The organism is Streptomyces sp. GD-15H (genome assembly GCF_045291515.1).
Lineage (GTDB): Bacteria > Actinomycetota > Actinomycetes > Streptomycetales > Streptomycetaceae > Streptomyces.
Map to the genome: position 1 here is coordinate 7,874,235 of NZ_CP149447.1, position 16,727 is coordinate 7,890,961.

The following is a 16,727-nucleotide window of genomic DNA, read 5'->3' on the forward strand; positions in this document are numbered from 1 at the left end:
GAGCCACTAGATCCACAACGCTGCAGGTCAAATGCCTTCAAGGAGCCACTGACATGGTCTGCAGATCTACCGACACACTCATGCCGACTCGCACTGGGCGCGCGGGTGCATGCGTCCGTACCGCTCCAAATTCCCGCGACGTTCCGTCGCCCCACCTCTACGATCGCTCGAAGCAGCAGGTCGGCAGGGGTGGGGCGAGCATGGACGACGGCATCGGAAGCGGCGGGACGGCGGCGGTCCGCCTGATCCGGGGGACGCCCCTCACCAAGGCTTTGGACACCGCCGACCCCCGCGCCTGGACCGCGTTCGACGTGGGCGTCCGGCAGGTCCTCCGGTACGGACATGCGCTGCTGCCGGAGGAAGAGCGGACCGCGGTGCTTCGCTCCGGCACGGCCGCCGATGCCTCACCGCGGACGGAGACGTCTTCCCGGCACCCGGCACCCGATCGGTCCGACCGCCTCCGCCGCTGGGTCAGCGCCCGCTTCCGCCGCCCGGCCGGGAGCTCGGGGCAGGATGCGCGGGCCCGGCTCGCTCTTGCCCTGTGCCATCCGGACGGGCGGGTGCGCGAGGCCGCTCTGGAGGGGGTCGCGGGGCATCCCGTACTGCTGCCGCTGCTCGTCATACGTGCTGGTGACCGGGTGATGCCCGTGCGGGAGCGGGCCCGGCGGTTGCTGGGCGAGAGGCTCGACGTGGAGACCGCGGTCGTCCTCGCGCCGCTGATCCTGCGGGTCGGTCGGCGCGACCGGGGCGCCTTCGGGCTGGAACTGCTCGACGGCGTGCTCCGACGGGCACCGCGCGAGCGGTTGCTGCCCCTGCACACCCACACCGACCGCGCGGTACGTCGGTTCGCCTTCCGGCTGGCCGTCGAGGAGGGGCTCCTCTCCCCCGGCGAGCTGGCCCGCCGCGCGGCCTGGGACGACGACGCGGTCGTCCAAGGCCTGTGCGCCGACGCCGCCCTGGCCACCATGACGGACGGAGGCGACTGGGACGAGGTGCTGGAAGCGCTGCTGGGCGCGCGCAATCCCCGAGCGCGGTCGGCCGGGGTCACTGCGCTGCGACGGGCGGGACGGCCCGGGCGGGCGGTGGGATTCCTCATCGACCGGTCCGCGGTGGTCCGGGCCTGTGCGCGGTATGTCGTACGGCAGCACGGGATGGACCCGCTGCCCTGGTACCGGAAGCAGTGCGCGGACCCGGCCGGCCCGGCGGTGCCGCCCGGTGTCGTGATCGGGCTGGCGGAGTGCGGGGAGCGCGCGGACGCAGAGCTGCTGCGGCCACTGCTCACCCATCCGGCACCGGCGGTGCGGGCACGGGCGGTGGCCGGGCTGCGCATACTGGACGTGACCGATGTGACCCGGCTGCTGCCGCTGCTCGACGACCCGGCGCCCGGTGTCGTACGGGAGACGACCACCGCGCTGCTTCCCTTCGCCGGGACACTGCCCGACGGGCTGCTGATGACGCGCCTCGGCGCCGAGCAGTCCCGGCCGGTCCGGGTCGCCGCGTTCCGGCTGCTCGACGCGCGCGGCGACCTCATAGGGCTGCGGGCCGCGGTCGCCCTGCTGGACGATCCGGACTACAAGCTACGCACGTGGGCCGGGCAGTCGGTGCAACGCTGGCATCCGGGAGCGGACACCCCGCGCGGGGAGGCGGAAGTGGGCGAGCTGCTGGACCGGGCCCGGCACCTCTTCAGCGACTACGTCCTTCAGCGGCGCAAGTGGGAGGCGGGGTTGACCGGCTGACGCAACCTCCGCACGGGGCGACTTCCTCGGTCCACCCGCGGATCAGCACAGAGCCGGACTTCAGCTCAACTGTCGGCGGACCATGAAGCCGCCATAGACTCAAAGGACCGGTTCGGGAACTGGGAGCTCGTGATTCGGACCGGGGGCCGGGGGATGGCCACCTCAGGAGGACGTGATGTTGCGGCACACCAGACTGGCCGGCGAATCGGCGGACTACCTCGACGCCCGCGAAGAGCTGCGCCTGGCCGAGATCGACCTCATGCGCCACCGCGAGAAGGTCGCGGCCCAGCGACGGGCGCTCCCGCAGGGGCCGCCCATCGACGACTACGTCTTCATCGAGGGCCCCGCCGATCTCGACGCCGGCGACACACCGGTCCGCGAGGTCACTTTGAGCGAGTTGTTCACCGCCCCGGACCGCCCGCTGATCGTCTACCACTTCATGTACGGCAAGCTGCAGACCGACCCCTGCCCGATGTGCACCCTATGGATCGACGGCTTCAACGGCATCGCCCACCACATCGCCCGCAACGCCGACTTCGCCATCGCCGCGGCCGCCGACGTGCCCGCCCTGCGGCAGCACGCCCGTAACCGCGGCTGGCACCGGCTACGGCTCCTGAGCTGCGGCGACAGCATGTTCAAGTACGACCTGGGCAGCGAGGACAAGGACGGCGAACAGGACTCCACCATCTCCGTCTTCACCCGCGACGGCGACGGCACGGTCCGCCATTTCTACTCCACCCACCCACTCATGGCCGACGACATCGACGAGCGCGGCATCGACCTCCTGGCCGCCGTCTGGCACCTCCTCGACCTGACCCCGCAGGGCCGCGACGACTGGTACCCGAACCTCGACTACTGACCCCCGACGACCGGCGGTGCCGGCTCCAAGCGTGAGTCACGTCAGATATCACGGCGCGTGCTCTGGGGCCGAGCGGATTCACAGGACTGCCGTACGCCCGTAAAGACCGCCGTTGACCGCCGGCTCGCGGTGAACCAGATCATCTGACACGACGAGCGAATCGGACCAGATCACTCGAGACAGGGACCAGATCGACAGAGACGGGACAGCAGCGGAGCTGTTGTCCCGTGCCACCGAACCTTGGTCGTTGCCATCGGAAGTTGATGATCGGTGAGTTCGTGCCATCGAACTTCCCGGTCTCCGGCGCTGGTGTCAGTCGCCGGGGCGGACGGCCTGGACGCCGGTGCCCGCATGTGCCTTGGGGGTCAGGGTGAGCAGGAAGCGTCCGGTGGGGTGGGCGGCGGAGGGGCGGGCGGCGTGGATGGCGTGGACGGCGGCCCAGGAGTCCCCGAAGCGCAGCAGCTCGGTGGCGGTGACCGCGGCGTCGGTGTCGAACGCCTCGAGTGGGATGAACCGCAGTCCCTTGATGTAGCCGAGCAGGCCGGGCCGCTCGGCGTCGCCGGCCGTCAGCGGCAGCACCGGCGCGTACAGCGTTCCCAGCCCGCCGGAGGCCTGCACGTAGAACGCGGCGACCGCCTCGTTGAACGGGTCCTTCGGGTCGTACAGCGCCGCGGCGGTCGTGTGGTCCAGGACGACTGCGATCGCCCTCACTACGCGACCGCCTGCGGGTTGTGCTGCGTTCCGCCCAGGCGCTCCAACAGTGCACGCGCCTTCGCCTCTGCCTCCGGGCTCGGCGCGCTGCCGAGCGCGGAGGAGAGCTCGGCGCGGGCCAGCTCGGCACGCTCGGCGTACTCGCCCTGGGTCGGGGCGCCCTGCGCGAGGTCCTCGACCAGGGCGCGGAGGGTCGTGCCGTGCTCGGCCGCCGGCCGGGCCAGCCGGTCCCGCGCCGCCGTGCTCACCTCGGTGCTCGTCTCGTCTGCTGCCATACCCCGACTCCACCGCGTTCCTCTACTCCGAGTAGAGGACTGTGGCCGTACCGGAGACGCCCGGCCCCGGGGGAACCGCTGGCCGGGTGTCCTTGGCGCTGCCGGTGCGGCCGGTGGGGTTTCCTGCGGATCCGACCGGCGACGTACTGGATCTCCTTGCCAGCTGTGGCCTGGGCACCGTTCGGTTCAGATGCCGGGTTCGCTGGCCGGGTGGGCGCACGCGATGTACGCGTGAGTTCGTCACGCAGGGTCTTGCCCGTTCCCGGGGCGAGCTGGGGATGCTCCCGCTGCAGCGCCTCCAGCTCGTCAGGTGAGGCTGTCGACCCACACGATCATGCGGCCGGTCTCGGCTTCCTCCGCGTTACGCAGCTGCTGGTCGTACCGGTCGAGTTCCGGCCCGGTACCGGCGAGCCAGGGTCGGGCGGTCTCGTCCTGCTGGCGCCGCTCGTTGGCACGCTCGGCGATACCGCACGGATACCCCTCCAACCCTCGCGGCCCGGCCAGGATCCGCCGCCGGGCGGCGAGCAGCGCCTGCTCGGTCTCCTCGCTGATGCCGCAGGCGGCGGCGAATCCGATCAGCAGCTCCTCGCTGGGTAGCCGCCGACCGCTCAGGGCGTGGGGAAGGGCGCCGCGGGAGAACCGGCCCTGGCCCGCCTCGGTCAACACGTCCAGACTGGGATTGTTGGCCTCGGCACGCAGACGCTGCATGGCCCGGGCGAGACACCCGCCCAGCTGGTGATCCGTCCCGGCACGTACGGGGCGTACCGGAACCGGCCGCGGACGCAGCACACGGACGGCACGCTCCCGCAGCCGCGCGGCCTTCTCCGGATCGGCGCCGGAACCCAGAGTGAAGGCGCGGACGGTGCGCTCGGAGGGCGGCCGCCCGTCCAGGGCCCGGCGCAGGATGCGTTCGCAGACCTCCACCCCGCGGGCGGGCCAGGCTGGCGAAGGTCCTTCCGCGCCGCACGCCGCGCAACCAGTCCCACAGCTCGGCCAGTTCCACCGGTACGGCCAGCGGGCCGGACGCCCGCCTCACTGCCGCCGCCGGTGAGGCGGCGAGCAGGCGGCACGCGCGGTGGGGGAGCAGCAGAAGCCCGGCCGCCGCGGCGGAGATCGGCCTCTTCCGTGTGCCGAAGATCTTGGTGTTTGAGAAGGACGCCTGAATACGAGGCCGCATTCGCAGCCCGACCGCTACACCGATGGTGTCCGTCATAGCGGAACAAGCTCACACCCCGTCGGCCATCTCCGCCCGCATCACGGCACCGGTGGTTGCGGCACTCGCCTACGTCGGGTGCTCGGGGGTCCGGGCGTGCGAGCGAGTCGGCGCCTTCCCACGGAGCACCGGAGGTCGAACCGTCCTGATCGTGCGCGTTTCCGCGGCCCCTGCCAGTACAGTCGCTGCAAGGTGCGGCTGGAGAGGCAGGTGCGGGAATGCTCGAGATCAGCGGGGGCACCTGGGCGGCGACGCTCGCGGTCATCGTGGGACTGCTGGCCCTGGACCTGACGCTGGGATGGGTGAAACCGCACCGCGTCGGCTTCCGGGAGGCCGCCGCCTGGTCCGTGTTCTACGTCGCGGCCGCTGTCGTCTTCGGCGTGTGGTTCATGAGCGCCCACGGGGGCACGTACGGCACCGAGTACTTCGCCGGTTATCTGGTGGAGAAGAGCCTCTCGGTCGACAACCTGTTCGTGTTCGTCATCATCATGACGACGTTCACCGTGCCGGAGGAGCACCAGCAGAAGGTGCTCTCCTTCGGCATCGTGCTCGCGCTCGCCATGCGTGCCGTCTTCATTGCACTCGGAGCCGCGCTGATCTCCGCGTTCTCCTTCATGTTCCTGCTGTTCGGCCTGCTGCTGATCTACACGGCCGTCCAGCTCTACCGGCACCGGGACGAGGATCCGGACGTCGAGGACAACGGCGTGGTGAGGGCGGCCCGGCGACTGCTCCCGGTCACCGAGGGCTACGTCGACGGCCGGATCCTCACCCGGGTGGAGGGGCGACGGATGGTGACGCCGCTGCTGATCGTGCTCATCGCGATCGGCAGCGTCGACCTCCTGTTCGCGCTCGACTCCATCCCCGCGGTCTTCGGCGTGACCGAGGAGCCCTACATCGTCTTCGTGGCCAACGCGTTCGCCCTGCTCGGCCTCAGGGCGCTGTTCTTCCTCGTCAAGGGGCTGCTGGACCGGCTCGTCTACCTGTCGACGGGCCTCGCGGTGATCCTGGCCTTCATCGGGGCGAAGCTCGTCCTCCACTGGGCGCACGAGGACATCTCGCACGGCGTTCCGGAAATCTCCACTCCGCTCAGCCTCGTCGTCATCGGGGTCGTGCTCGCCGTCGCCACGGTGGCCAGCCTGGTCAAGACCCGCCGTGACCCCACCAGCAAGGCGCACGCCGGATCGCTCAGGGCCCACCGGCCCCGGCCGGAGCAGGACAAGGACTGAGGCCGCCGGCACCCGCCACGAAGATTGCGCCGCATGCCGGGCTGACCGTTCAGGGTGCCCGGCCCGCGCCCCGGCACCGAACATCCTGCGGTTCAGCCTCCCCAAGGTCGCCGGCCTCTCCGCCTGGGAGCTCGGTCGCCCTCACCCGCCGCGCGAAGCCGCAGGTGCCCGCCGTGCAGGCCATGCCCGCGTTCCGGCACCGCGGCATCGCCCGCGAGCCGGTCGTGGTGATCGACTCCACCGCGGCCCACACCGGCCGCCCGGTCGAGCTCGACTCCGCGGTCGGCGCCGCCTGCATCCGCGTATCCGGCACCTGCGGGCTGACCCCCTTCACCACCGAGCTCTTCCACAGCCACGACCTGGCGCTGTGAACCCCAGCGCCCCCGCTCCTTCCGCCACGGCGAGTGAGTGGGGGCGCTTCGTCGTGTCCGACGTCAGTCGGCGATCTCGCCCTCGAACGCGGGGAAGTCGAGGTCGAAGTTCTCGCTGCTCCGCTGCACCGTGACCACGATCTTCCGCCCGTACTTCGTCTCGAGGACGTCGTCGTTGGTCTTCGTCGCCGCCACACCCGGCGCGAGACGCCCCTCGAGCGGCTGCGACCCCTTCTCGAACATCGTGAACGCGGCCTCGCCGCCGTTCGTCGCACCCTCCACGATGACCGACAGATCGTCGAGGTCCACCGCTGACTTGCCGCCGGTCTCCAGCTTCAGCGTCACCCGGAAGTCCGTACTGCCAGGCTCCGCCGACTCCAGCAGTTCCGGGTCGTAGTCAGTGAACACCCGCGCATCGACGACCGTGACCTTCAGCCCGTCCGGCCACGTGCACGACTCCCCAAACTTCAGGCCCGTCGCCTGCCACCCGGTGCCGTCACCGCCAGTGCCGGCCTCGTCGGAGCAGTGCTCCATCCACTCGGCCTGGTCGAGCGCCTGGTCGGTGCAGTCAACGGTGTCTGACTTGGACGCTCCCGGCTTCGGCTTGGATGCCGTGTCGGAACTGCTGCCACCGCCGCATGCGGTGAGTGCGGCCAGGAGCAGGGCGGCCGTGGCCGCGTAGCGCGAACGCACATGGATTCACCAGGTTGAACATCGGAATGCTGCCGGTCAGGGATTGCCGCCCCTACGGGCAGCTCTTCCCGAACTTGACCGCGGTGAGCTCCACCGGCTGCCCGTCCAGGGCCGTACCCCCGGCCGGCGTCTGGGAACAGACCTGCCAGTTGGACTCCATCAACACCATCCGGTCATCGGCCGACGCATCGTTCACCGTGATCGACGTGCTCGAGTCCAGGGCCCCGCGGGCCGCCTTCACCGACTCCTCCCTGAAGTCCGGCATCTTTCCGCCAGCAGCAGACGGCGGGACGTTGCCACGTTGTTGGGTGCGTGACTGTCTGATGGTGGGTCGGGGCGTGGTGGGCCCGTGGCCCGGGCCTGTGTTCCGGCCGTGGTGGGCAGATTGGCAGCGCCGGTGATCTGGTCCCGGATCGCGAAGCGAATGGACATCTCGGTGCGGTAGTTCGAGGCGGTCATCAGGTGGCGGTGGGGTCGGAAGTGCGGTGAGATGCCGCTGAACGCGGCCAGGAACCGCTGCGCGGCACCCACCGATCGGAAGCCTTTCCTCGCGCGCTCGCGTTGCCGCGTGGGCTGGTGGCTGTTCTCGGCCCGGTTGTTCAAGCCCTTGTGGGAGCGGTGCTCCACGGAGGGCATGACCGCACGGTGGGCGGCGCCGTAGGAGCGCAGCTTGTCGGTGACCAGCACCCGGGGCACCCGGCTTCGGGGAAGGGCCCCCGGGCGACTCACCCCAGAGCGACTTCACGCCGGGGCCCCGGCTGGGCGGGACGAAGACGCGAGGAGGAGGGCCCGGCGCAAAGTCACCGTGGTTCCGGTCGACGTGATCGGCGGCGCGGGTCGAAGAGCATTGGGGCGTTGGGCAGCGGCCTGGCGGAGCGGCGCGGGCGTGACCCGCGCCGCCGGGCGGGTCGACGGCGAGCGGGCCGCAGGAGGACGCACGTGGTCCCGCTGACGTGCGCCCCACACGGGACGGGTAGCGGATTTCTTGTGTTCGGGGACCCTGGGCGTAGTCGTTTACAGGCCCGAGCGGAGTGCACAACTCCGCCGTACCGTGCTGCTCCTGCCGCTGACGGTGGGCGAAATGAAAGTCGAACTGATCCAACCGGCTGCCGGCGTGCTGTTCGACGTCCCGGACGACACGCATGAGGAGAGCACCAGGCTCATCACCGCCGTGGCCAAGGATCCGGAGGTGCAGGTCCCGGGCCGGCCGCAGCGTTTGGTGAACGGTGCTGGCTTGTGTACACCGCCCATGGAGACGTGAGCGAAGTGCTGGACGTCGGATGCGCTCGGTGACGTCGGTGGCACGTGGGGCCTGTATCGCGGTGGTGCCGCTGTCGTGTCCAGATGCCTGGGTCCTGGCCGGCGAAGAGGGACTGTCTGTCACGGTGTCTCCGGGGCGCTGGGTCGCACGGCCAAGGCACACTGGTCACGTCTCTTTACGGCTGTCGGGCGAGGGGGTGTGGCCCCGCCCGCAGCCCGTGCACAGCGTGCACGGGCGCGAAGCCGCCAGGGAAGCCCTGAAGCGTTCCAGGGAGAAGTCTTGGGAGGAGGCGGCGGGGGCATGTGGGCGCGTGTGCCGGTCAGATCTCCATCACGGCATCGCAGTCGGGGCAGACCAAGGAGGCGTACTCATCGGGGTACCACGGCGCCCCACGGCGCTCGGAGGGCCTGCGGCGGGCGGTCGCCATAACGAACGTGTCCTTGCCGCAGAGGGTTCGTGGTCCGGTCCTGGTGGGCGCTCCCGGCGCGGTGGGCGCCGCGTGCACCCGGCGGACGGGCCGTTCTCCATCACCTGGTGAACCGGGGAGGAGCGTGTGGCCACCGGCTTGTCGAGCTCGTACACGACGACGATGTCGCTCATGCCTTTACCGTAGGCCGAGGGGTCGATCCGCCCGCAGCCTCGAGCCGGGTGGCTGTGATCGGCTGTCGCGCCTGGCCCGCGAACGGCGGCTACCCGGGCCTGTCCACCGGGCCAAGCCCGGCCACCTCGAACTCCACCCGGACCTCGTCGGCCAGCCGCAACGCGCCCAAGAACGCGGTGTAGGGCTTGATTGCCCAGGCGGACTGCGTGACGGTCGCCCAGCCGCGCAACGGCCCGCCGTCATTCCCCCTCCCGTGCACGGTCGCCGGGTGGGTCCGGCCTTTGATGGTGAGCTCCCCAGTGATCTCGAAGGACTGCGGGGTTCCCGTGATGCGGGTGGAACGGAAGGTGATCGCGGGGTGCTCCGCGATGTTCAGTAGGGCCTTGTCCGCCAGCGTCCGTTTGATCTCGGCCCGGTCGGCGTCGGTGAGCGCCTTCAGCCCGCCCGTCTCGACCGTCACACTCACCGACGACCTGTCCGGGGCGCCGACGGCCACCACGGCCTCCCCGGACCATCGGGTGACCTCGATGGTGAGGTCGTGTCCCGCCCTGCGGCCCGGCCCGGCGCGGCCGGTCTTGATCAAGAGGCGGCCGGTCGACGGCCCGAGCCGGTACGTTCCGTCGGTCAGCGTCACAGCGCCCAGGCTACGGGCGGGCACGGCTGGGGCCGTCGACGCGGTCCAGTCGGCGTGTCCCCATGGGGCGAGACGATGTCGCAAGGGAGCCGGATACCCGGTGTGGGGCTCGGAAAGTCGTCGCTGCTGCTCAGGCCGCCTGGCGGTACTCGTTGATGGTGCCGCCGAGGACGCGGGTGCGCAGGAGTCTGCGGTCTTCGAGGTTGTGGACGAGGGTGGTCGGCTCGGTGGCCTCGGGAGGTCGCTGATGCCGGGCACGATGCGGCCGATGCGTGTTGTAGTGCCGGGCGAACTCAGCCAATACCCGTGTGGCGTGGGTCTCGTTCAGGATCAGGGCGTGGTCGAGGGCTTCGCGACGGATGGTGCCGATCACTCACTCGCAGTGCGCGTTCATCCGCGGCGCCCGGGGTGCGCTGAGCGGCACCTCGGCCTCCTCCGCTACGAAGACGGCATCAAAGGCCGCGGTGTACTTCGCATCCCGATCGCGCAGCAGGAACCGCGGTGACCGGTCGCGCTTACCGAGGCTGACGGCGGTGTTGCGGGCCTGCTGCACCACCCCACACGGCCGCCGGGTGCGCGGTCGCCCCGGTCACGTGCAGTCTGCGGGTGCCGTGCTCCAGGAACGCCATGGCGTACAGACGCTTCCCCAGCACGGTGTCCAGAGGGAAGAAGTCCGCGGCCACGATGCTGTTGGCCTGCGCGGTCAGGAAATCGCGCCAGGTCAGGCCGGAGCGGCGCGGGGTCGGGTCGACGCCCGCGGCGTGGAGGATTTCCCAGACCGTCCAGGCGGCGATGGGGTGGCCGAGCCGGGCCGGCTCGCCCTGGATCTTCCAGTGCCCCCCACCGGGGGTTCTCCCGCGCCGGACGCGGGGTGAGCTTTTTGATCGCCTTCCTGGTCGGCGGCCGTCCGGTTCGCGAGCGCCGCCTGCTGTGGTCTCCCTTGGCGGCGCTGCACCGGCGGTGCCGGGCCAGGAGCGTGCCGGGGTGACGGGAAGACCGGGCGCCAGAGGCCGCCGGGGCAGCAGCGCGGACAGCACCGCGCACCGGAACCGGTGCGCGGGCGCGGAGCGGACCGGGCCCTTCCACTGCCGGCGCGGCACCGCGTTTTCGTGCCGCGGCACGAGCGGCTCGGCGTCCCTGGAGGTGTTGCGGCGCAGCAGCACCGCCGGGACGGACGGCGGCTTTCGGGTCACCTGGTACACCAGTGAAACGATCGCGCGGAGATGGTGCCGGCCGACGCCGCATTGCCGCCCTCGCCTGCAGCGATGACTTTCCGAGCGCCATAGGATGCCGTGGCGCCGCCGGGGGTCGCCCAGTCCCGCCAGCGCGCCCAACTGGCCCCCGCCGGGGGACCGCGCACGGACGACCCAGCCCAAGCGCAGCGGCAGCCCCGCAGCACATGCCTCCGGCGCGGCACAGCTCCGCCGTCCGGCCCACCTGAACCAGGTCTTCCCTTCGCGGCGGGATGCCGCCGCACGCCTGTGCGTGGCCGCCACGTGGGCGGCCACGCACAGGCGCCCGGCAGCGCACTTCCAACTCCTCACCAGCTGAGTGCTGCTGTCCGGCCATACGCATCACGCTGCGGACTTGGCGTCCGGCCCGGCCGGCGTCACCGCGTCAGGCGCGGGAGTCAGGCCTGCGCCGGCACCTTCTCGGTGTTCGCGGTCTCCGCGACGCCGGCCGTCTCGGCGGCCGAGGACGCTTCTACGGCTGCGTCGTCCGCGGCGGGCGCGGACTCGGTCACGGCGGTGTACAGCACGGTGTTCTTCTGCTTCATCCGCTCGATATGCCTCTTGGCGACCAGCCGCTCCAGGGTGCTGCGTACGGTGTTGATGTCACGGGCCCGCTCGGGGTACTCCCGCCCCAGGTCGCCGGTGACCTCGCTCGCGGTGCGCGGCTGCCCGGCGTGCTTGCCGAGGACGCTCAACAGCAGCTCACCCAGGGCCGGTTCACCGGCCTTGGTCGCCGTCGTCTTCTTCACCGCGGGCGCCTGCTTCGCTGCTGTCTTCTTCGCCCCCGGCTTTTTCGCCGTGGCCTTCCTGGCCGTCTTCTTGGCCGTGGTCTTCTTCGCGGGTGCCCCGGCCGGCTTGTCCTGCCGCTGCTTCGGCACCGCCGCGGAAGCCTCAACATCGGCCGCTTCGGTCGGCTCGGTGGGCCCGGACGTGTTGTCCTGCGGCCGTGCCGGCTCGCCCTCGGGCGCCCGGGCGCCGGCGCTGGCCGGGGCGGACACCGTCTCCAGTGCCTTGACCAGCCAGGCCTCGTCCGCCTCGAGCTGCTCAAGACGCTTACGCAGACGGGCCTGTTCCTCCCGGTTGGCCTTGAGGTGATCGGCGAACTGGGCCGCGTACTGGCTCTGCAGGCTCTGGGTGGTGGGCTCTTCCGGCTCGGTGGCCACGCGGCACGCTCCTTCATACGGGGGTTGTTGCTGCCGGATGCTACTCACCCAAACGGGACCGTCGCCGCTGTCCTGGGCACACACCACCCTTACGAACAGCCGCACCCGGCCTGCCGCACCTCCCGGCACCGGCCCGCCGGAAGGGACACCGGACGCGAAACCACCTCACCGTCTCCCGCTCCATGGCCCGCTCGGATCCGACCGCACAGACGCCCTGCCCACGAAGTTGACACTGCCGTGACCGCCGGTACGCGCCGTTTCGTGCCGCCGCGACGCACAGGATGAGGTGGGAAAGAGCTTGAGATCGGAGTGGTCGTGATGCGTGAGGCGTACGACGGGTACCAGGCAGCGGGCCGGCTGAAGGTGCCGGTTGCGGCCTGGCGGTGGGCGGGCGGCCTCGCACCTGGTCCCGGCCGCCCATGTGGGAGTGGGGCTGTGGGCGCGCGCGGTCGTCGAGGCCACAGCTGCGGAGGCGCTGCGGGCGGCGCTGCGGAGACCGGCCGTTAGCCTGTCGGTATGTCAGAGCGTGTCATCCCGGGCCGTAAGGGCGGCCTGATCACTCTGGGCGCCGCGGACGCTCTGTGGGCCGGCTTGACGGCCGACAGCGCTGTGCCGACGGCTTCTGCGGCGTTCACCTGCTCTCCCGCCCATGCCCAGGCGGGCTACGTCCTGCTCGGCGGCCGTGTGGTGGCGACGGTGAAGGCAGGCGGTGGCCAGTGGAGTGTTCCGGAGACTGAGGTGCGCCGGGCGGCAGCGGAACTGAACGCGGTGGAGATGGACCGCCAGGACCTGGTCCGCATCGGTCCGTTCCGTGACGGGTCGAAGCAGGAGCACAACGAGGGAACGCCGCTGCGATGGCGCCAGCGCATCGCCCGGGAACTGCAGGAACTGGACGAGCCCGAGCGGGCAGCACGATGTGAAGGCGGCCGGCCGTACCATCTGGCGGGGATCGACTGGCGGCGGATACTCGTGGAGAAAACCCGCGACCGGACGGCGCGGACATGGTGGCTGCCGCGCGCTGTGGTCAGGCTGCTGGATGTGGCCGAGCACACCGAAACGCGGTGGCTGCGAGCCGCGCGGACCTGTCAGGCAAGCGCAACCGTCACCGAGTCGCCCTCCCACCACCGGCAGACCCGAGCCGCCGACGGCCTGGCAGACGACGAGTCCCGACTGCCCAACCACCCCGCTGCGCCCGTACAACGAGGAACTGAAAGGCCACTTGTACTCGGTACTCAGCAGGAAACCCGACATCTCCCGCAAGGTGGCTGGGTGGACTTGCGCCATCTGCCGCACCGCACCCGCCGCCGTACTCGACCATTGCCACGAACATGGCTACGTTCGCGCTCCCGTCTGCCACTCCTGCAACACACAAGAACGACCCGACCACCTCTACAGCAACGACATCCGCGTGGCCAACCACTACACACGTCTCTTCCACACCCACACCGCCGACTGGCTCCGCCACTGGCACCGCTGCCCCGGCTGCCGCACCCGCACCACCCTGCCACTGCCCCACCTCGCCGCATGGACCGCCCACATAGCCTGCCGATCACTGCGCCCGACCCACCGCGCCCCCAGCGGCTCCCGCGGGCGCAAACCCTGCGGTGCGCTGCGCGTGTCCTGGACCGGCAGCCACAATGCGCCCGGCTCCTGCCTGCTCACTGTCGCCGTCGACTTGTGCCCCTCCGGCGAGCACCGTGTCCTGGCGCAAGTCCCCTACCGTGAAGCCGCCGAGCGGTTTCGTACCTGGCTGGCCGAGACCGCCCCTGCCGTGGCGGCTGAGGCCGGACCCGACCGCCTGGACGGCCTCCCGGCCCGATTCCGGCCAGTCATCGCGGACACCAGCGGTGAGGGCCTGGCGCTTTTCTGAGCGAACAGCGAGAGACCCGACACCAACGTCGACCGGATGATGACGAGGACCATAATGACAAAGCCGAAGGTCAGGGATGTGGCTGCGCGGTACCGGCCGGTGGGCGCCTTCCCGCGCCACCTACTGCGCGAGGGCCGTCAGGCCGCGCTGGAACGCCGCCTTCGCTGCGCGCTTGGCCGCCGGGGCCGGAGACGGCGCCTGGGCGGGCTTGATGCCCAGCCGGGCCAGCCGTTCCTGCTGCTTGCTCGACAGTTACTTCCAGGTGCCAGGCTGTTTCTGTCGCTGGAGCCACCGCCCGAGGTCGTCGTCTTCGAAGAGCACGCCGGGGGCGATGTCGGGCAGGCTGCCGTCGGCGTCGACGACCTGGTCGCGCGCCGCCACGTCCCGGCCGTCCTCGAACTCCACCCCCTGAGAGGCTGGCGCCATGCCGTCCAGCTCGACCACCTCGGACTGCGCCCCGGCGACCGTCCCGACCTCCACCGCGGCCACCAGGTCGTCCGCCTCGCTCGCGGGCACACCCTGGGCCTTCAGGAGCGCGAACAGCTTCAACCAGGCGTGGGTGCCTGTGGTCTGATACTGGCTCACCCTGTGCACAGAATCGCTGCTCAGCGCGGGGTCCGTTCCGGTAGATTCGTGGTGACCAATCACTGATGATCTGTAGGTTTTTGTCGGTGGTGGTTCGGCATGGTGATGTCAGTGCGGTAGGTATTGGGTTTCTGCTGTTCAGCGTGCTGTGGTGGGGGTTTCGGGTGGTGACACGGATGCCGATCTGGGGCTGAAGTTTTTGGTGATGGTGCGGGTCAGTTGGTTGCCGGTCGGTATAGCGCGGGGTGTGTTGTTGCTGGTCAGCGCCGTGGTGGCAGGGGCTGGATGGCACTGTCACGTTGGCCGACCGGCCTGGGAGGATCTTGGAGTTGATCGTGCCAGGGGGACTCGCTCGTGTCGTCCGCGCCGCCGTCGTACCAGCGGCACCGGCGCCCGGTGGAGACCGTCTCCCGCTGCGTGGGGCGGGACTTCCGCTTCCCGCTCGGCTTCCGCGAGGCCGGGGAGCCGATGCCCGGGCGCGGCGTGCTCGTCTCCCACGAGAGCGGCAGGCGGTGGTGCGCGAAGTTCGGGCAGACCTGCGCCGCCGCCGACCCGGGGACAAGTGGCATCTCGACGAGGCCCTCATCAAGATCAACGGAGAGCCGAAGTACCTGTGGCGGGCCGTCGACGCCGACGTGCCCGGCATCCTGGTCCGGGGCCGAAGGGACAAGGCCGCGGCCCGGCGCTTCTTCCGCCACCTGCTGAAGACGACCCGCACGGTGCCGCGGGGGGTGGTCACCGACAGGCTGCGCCCCTGCGGTGCGGCCCACCGCGAGGCGATGCCGTCGGTGGAGCACCGCTCGCACCAGGGCCCGAACCACCGGGTCGAGAACAGTCATCGGCCCACCCGGCAGCGCGAACGCGCGAGGAAGGGCTGCCGCTCCGCCGGCGGGGCCCGGCGGTTGCCGGCCGCGTGCAGCGGGATCTCACCGCGCTTCCGGCCCCGCCGCCACTTGATGACCGCCACCGAATACCGCACCGAGACGACCCCCCGCCTCGCCCTCTGGGACCGGCTCACCGGTGCCGCCGCCGTGCCCACCGCAGCGTGCCCCAGGCCCCCGCCCGCCCCCTCCATGCCCTGACGCGCCCACAATCGCTCAACACCCCATCCACGTGACAACGCCCGTCCAAGAAGGCAGAGCCACTTGTCACCGGGCCCCGGACGGCGCCGACGTGGAGCAGCGGCATAGGCCGGGCCGAACCGGCGCGTCCACGGGTGGACTGTCTCGTGGCCGACCTCGATGCCGCGCCCGGGCATCGGCTCCTCGATGTCGCGCAGGCTCGGGTGGAAGCGGTGGCACAGCCACACGCAGGGGAGATGACCTCCGGAGGGAAGCGGAAACCCCGGTACGACGGCGTCACCACGGACAGCCCCTCCAGCGATCCGACCAGACGGATGATCATGCCGCCCGAGAAGGCCACCACTCAACCTGACAACGCCTGCCTGACCTGTGACGATGACTTTTCGAGCGGCACAGGTTTCAGGGTTCGCGTGGTGCGTGGTGAGGGCCGGTGTCGTGGTTCGTGTGGGGGGTGGGTCAGGATGGTGGCAGGGGTGGTTCGCGGGATGTCGTGCCGACGGTCATGCGGGCCATGATGCGGTAGCGGGCGGCCAGTTCCGAGGGGGCGAGTCCGCCGTCCACGCGGTACCACTGGGACACCGCCGTGCACATCGTGACGATCGCCCGGCTGACCTCACGGGGGTACGGTGTCGTGAACGTTCCCCGCGCCACGCCTTCCTCGACGGCGGCGTCCATCAGGCGCTGCTGCCGGTCGCGGGCCTGGAGGTACGCGGCCCGGTCGTCGCCGAGCACGCTGCGGATCTCGCTCGCCGCGATGAACGCGAGTTCCCGCCGGTGCGCGTGGAACAGCACCAGGCACTCCACCAGTAGGTCCAGCCGCCGTCCTGCGTCGGGCCCGGCCTCTTCCAGTGCGGCCGTGCTGCGCTCCCACAGCTCCGCCATCGCCCGGGTGACGACGCCGACCAGCAGGGCGTGTTTCGACGGGTAGTGGTGGTACACCCCCGGTACTGACAGGCCCGCCCGTGCGGCCACCTGCCGGATCGTGGTGCCGTGGTATCCCTGTTCCACGAAGCAGGCCAGGGCGGCCCGCAGGACGGGTGGCATGCCGTCGCTGGTGTAGAGCCTCCAGTCCGTCCGGTGCCCGGCCGTGTCATCACCGGTCACCTCAGCTCCGCCGGGGGTCAGTGCTTCGGCTGCGGTCATGCTCTCCTCGCCGGTGTGCTCGTGCCGGTACATCAGTATGCACAGGCACCCCACTCGCTCGGCCGGGCCGTC

The 16,727-nt window shown here is 70.8% G+C and carries 17 protein-coding genes and 2 pseudogenes; 7 read left to right on the forward strand and 12 right to left on the reverse strand.

Annotation, left to right across the window (positions count from 1 at the left end):
• Nucleotides 1–200 precede the first annotated feature (200 nt).
• The gene (locus tag WJ438_RS37285; RefSeq protein ID WP_406729090.1) at nt 201–1,736 is read left to right on the forward strand and encodes a hypothetical protein; all 1,536 of its coding nucleotides are present in this window, start codon (nt 201–203) and stop codon (nt 1,734–1,736) included.
• 175 nt (nt 1,737–1,911) lie between these two features.
• Nucleotides 1,912–2,595: a DUF899 family protein gene (locus WJ438_RS37290; RefSeq protein WP_406729091.1), complete on the forward strand. Its 684-nt coding sequence runs from the start codon at nt 1,912–1,914 to the stop codon at nt 2,593–2,595.
• Between the two features lie 312 nt (nt 2,596–2,907).
• Here the strand turns inward: WJ438_RS37290 and WJ438_RS37295 are convergent, their stop codons facing one another.
• From WJ438_RS37295 to WJ438_RS37305, 3 genes are all read right to left on the reverse strand, one after another.
• The gene (locus tag WJ438_RS37295) at nt 2,908–3,306 is read right to left on the reverse strand and encodes a hypothetical protein (protein ID WP_406729092.1); all 399 of its coding nucleotides are present in this window, start codon (nt 3,304–3,306) and stop codon (nt 2,908–2,910) included.
• Nucleotides 3,306–3,581 (reverse strand): hypothetical protein, encoded by a 276-nt coding sequence (locus tag WJ438_RS37300; protein ID WP_406729093.1) that lies wholly within the window; start codon nt 3,579–3,581, stop codon nt 3,306–3,308. The genes WJ438_RS37295 and WJ438_RS37300 overlap by 1 nt, the downstream gene beginning before the upstream one ends.
• A 306-nt stretch (nt 3,582–3,887) precedes the next feature.
• Entirely contained in the window at nt 3,888–4,505 is a 618-nt protein-coding gene (locus tag WJ438_RS37305) for a hypothetical protein (protein ID WP_406729094.1), read from the reverse strand.
• A gap of 507 nt (nt 4,506–5,012) precedes the next feature.
• On the opposite strand from WJ438_RS37305, the gene WJ438_RS37310 reads away from it, so the two are divergent.
• Both WJ438_RS37310 and WJ438_RS37315 read left to right on the forward strand, forming a co-directional pair.
• Nucleotides 5,013–6,020: a TerC family protein gene (locus tag WJ438_RS37310; RefSeq protein ID WP_406724034.1), complete on the forward strand. Its 1,008-nt coding sequence runs from the start codon at nt 5,013–5,015 to the stop codon at nt 6,018–6,020.
• Between the two features lie 173 nt (nt 6,021–6,193).
• Nucleotides 6,194–6,391, forward strand: coding sequence for a hypothetical protein (locus WJ438_RS37315; RefSeq protein ID WP_406729095.1), 198 nt, complete (start codon nt 6,194–6,196; stop codon nt 6,389–6,391).
• A 63-nt stretch (nt 6,392–6,454) separates the two neighbouring features.
• Here WJ438_RS37315 and WJ438_RS37320 read toward each other — a convergent pair whose 3' ends face one another.
• The 3 genes and pseudogenes from WJ438_RS37320 to WJ438_RS37330 all read right to left on the reverse strand — a co-directional run.
• Nucleotides 6,455–7,084, reverse strand: coding sequence for a hypothetical protein (locus tag WJ438_RS37320; protein WP_406729096.1), 630 nt, complete (start codon nt 7,082–7,084; stop codon nt 6,455–6,457).
• Between the two features lie 52 nt (nt 7,085–7,136).
• On the reverse strand, nt 7,137–7,325 hold the full coding sequence (locus tag WJ438_RS37325; protein WP_406729097.1) for a hypothetical protein: 189 nt from the start codon (nt 7,323–7,325) through the stop codon (nt 7,137–7,139).
• A 230-nt stretch (nt 7,326–7,555) separates the two neighbouring features.
• Nucleotides 7,556–7,777, reverse strand: a pseudogene (locus WJ438_RS37330) (DDE-type integrase/transposase/recombinase); the annotation flags it as partial.
• A gap of 358 nt (nt 7,778–8,135) precedes the next feature.
• On the opposite strand from WJ438_RS37330, the gene WJ438_RS37335 reads away from it, so the two are divergent.
• Nucleotides 8,136–8,345, forward strand: a complete 210-nt coding sequence (locus WJ438_RS37335; protein ID WP_406729098.1) for a hypothetical protein — start codon at nt 8,136–8,138, stop codon at nt 8,343–8,345.
• A gap of 689 nt (nt 8,346–9,034) precedes the next feature.
• On the opposite strand, the gene WJ438_RS37340 is transcribed toward WJ438_RS37335, so the two are convergent.
• The 4 genes from WJ438_RS37340 to WJ438_RS37355 form a co-directional block, all read right to left on the reverse strand.
• Nucleotides 9,035–9,580 (reverse strand): YceI family protein, encoded by a 546-nt coding sequence (locus WJ438_RS37340; protein WP_406729099.1) that lies wholly within the window; start codon nt 9,578–9,580, stop codon nt 9,035–9,037.
• A gap of 130 nt (nt 9,581–9,710) precedes the next feature.
• Nucleotides 9,711–9,953, reverse strand: coding sequence for an integrase core domain-containing protein (locus WJ438_RS37345; RefSeq protein ID WP_406729100.1), 243 nt, complete (start codon nt 9,951–9,953; stop codon nt 9,711–9,713).
• Nucleotides 9,954–10,095: 142 nt separating this feature from the next.
• Nucleotides 10,096–10,782: a hypothetical protein gene (locus WJ438_RS37350; RefSeq protein ID WP_406729101.1), complete on the reverse strand. Its 687-nt coding sequence runs from the start codon at nt 10,780–10,782 to the stop codon at nt 10,096–10,098.
• A gap of 428 nt (nt 10,783–11,210) precedes the next feature.
• Nucleotides 11,211–11,975, reverse strand: coding sequence for a BlaI/MecI/CopY family transcriptional regulator (locus WJ438_RS37355; protein WP_406729102.1), 765 nt, complete (start codon nt 11,973–11,975; stop codon nt 11,211–11,213).
• A gap of 1,219 nt (nt 11,976–13,194) precedes the next feature.
• On the opposite strand from WJ438_RS37355, the gene WJ438_RS37360 reads away from it, so the two are divergent.
• Nucleotides 13,195–13,845 carry an endonuclease domain-containing protein gene (locus WJ438_RS37360; protein ID WP_406729103.1) on the forward strand — a complete coding sequence of 217 codons (651 nt, stop codon included), beginning with the start codon at nt 13,195–13,197 and terminating at the stop codon, nt 13,843–13,845.
• Between the two features lie 252 nt (nt 13,846–14,097).
• Here WJ438_RS37360 and WJ438_RS37365 read toward each other — a convergent pair whose 3' ends face one another.
• On the reverse strand, nt 14,098–14,430 hold the full coding sequence (locus tag WJ438_RS37365) for a hypothetical protein (protein WP_406729104.1): 333 nt from the start codon (nt 14,428–14,430) through the stop codon (nt 14,098–14,100).
• A 354-nt stretch (nt 14,431–14,784) separates the two neighbouring features.
• On the opposite strand from WJ438_RS37365, the pseudogene WJ438_RS37370 reads away from it, so the two are divergent.
• A pseudogene (locus WJ438_RS37370) lies at nt 14,785–15,512 on the forward strand (IS6 family transposase).
• Nucleotides 15,513–15,968: 456 nt separating this feature from the next.
• Here the strand turns inward: WJ438_RS37370 and WJ438_RS37375 are convergent.
• The gene (locus tag WJ438_RS37375; protein WP_406729105.1) at nt 15,969–16,655 is read right to left on the reverse strand and encodes a TetR/AcrR family transcriptional regulator; all 687 of its coding nucleotides are present in this window, start codon (nt 16,653–16,655) and stop codon (nt 15,969–15,971) included.
• Nucleotides 16,656–16,727: the final 72 nt, after the last annotated feature.

Excerpts from the sequence above, each read along its gene's own strand:
- WJ438_RS37285 (WP_406729090.1), top strand. The coding sequence starts at position 201 with ATGGACGACGGCATCGGAAGCGGCGGGACGGCGGCGGTCCGCCTGATC.
- WJ438_RS37290 (WP_406729091.1), top strand. The coding sequence starts at position 1,912 with ATGTTGCGGCACACCAGACTGGCCGGCGAATCGGCGGACTACCTCGAC.
- WJ438_RS37300 (WP_406729093.1), bottom strand. The coding sequence starts at position 3,581 with ATGGCAGCAGACGAGACGAGCACCGAGGTGAGCACGGCGGCGCGGGAC.
- WJ438_RS37310 (WP_406724034.1), top strand. The coding sequence starts at position 5,013 with ATGCTCGAGATCAGCGGGGGCACCTGGGCGGCGACGCTCGCGGTCATC.
- WJ438_RS37375 (WP_406729105.1), bottom strand. The coding sequence starts at position 16,655 with ATGACCGCAGCCGAAGCACTGACCCCCGGCGGAGCTGAGGTGACCGGT.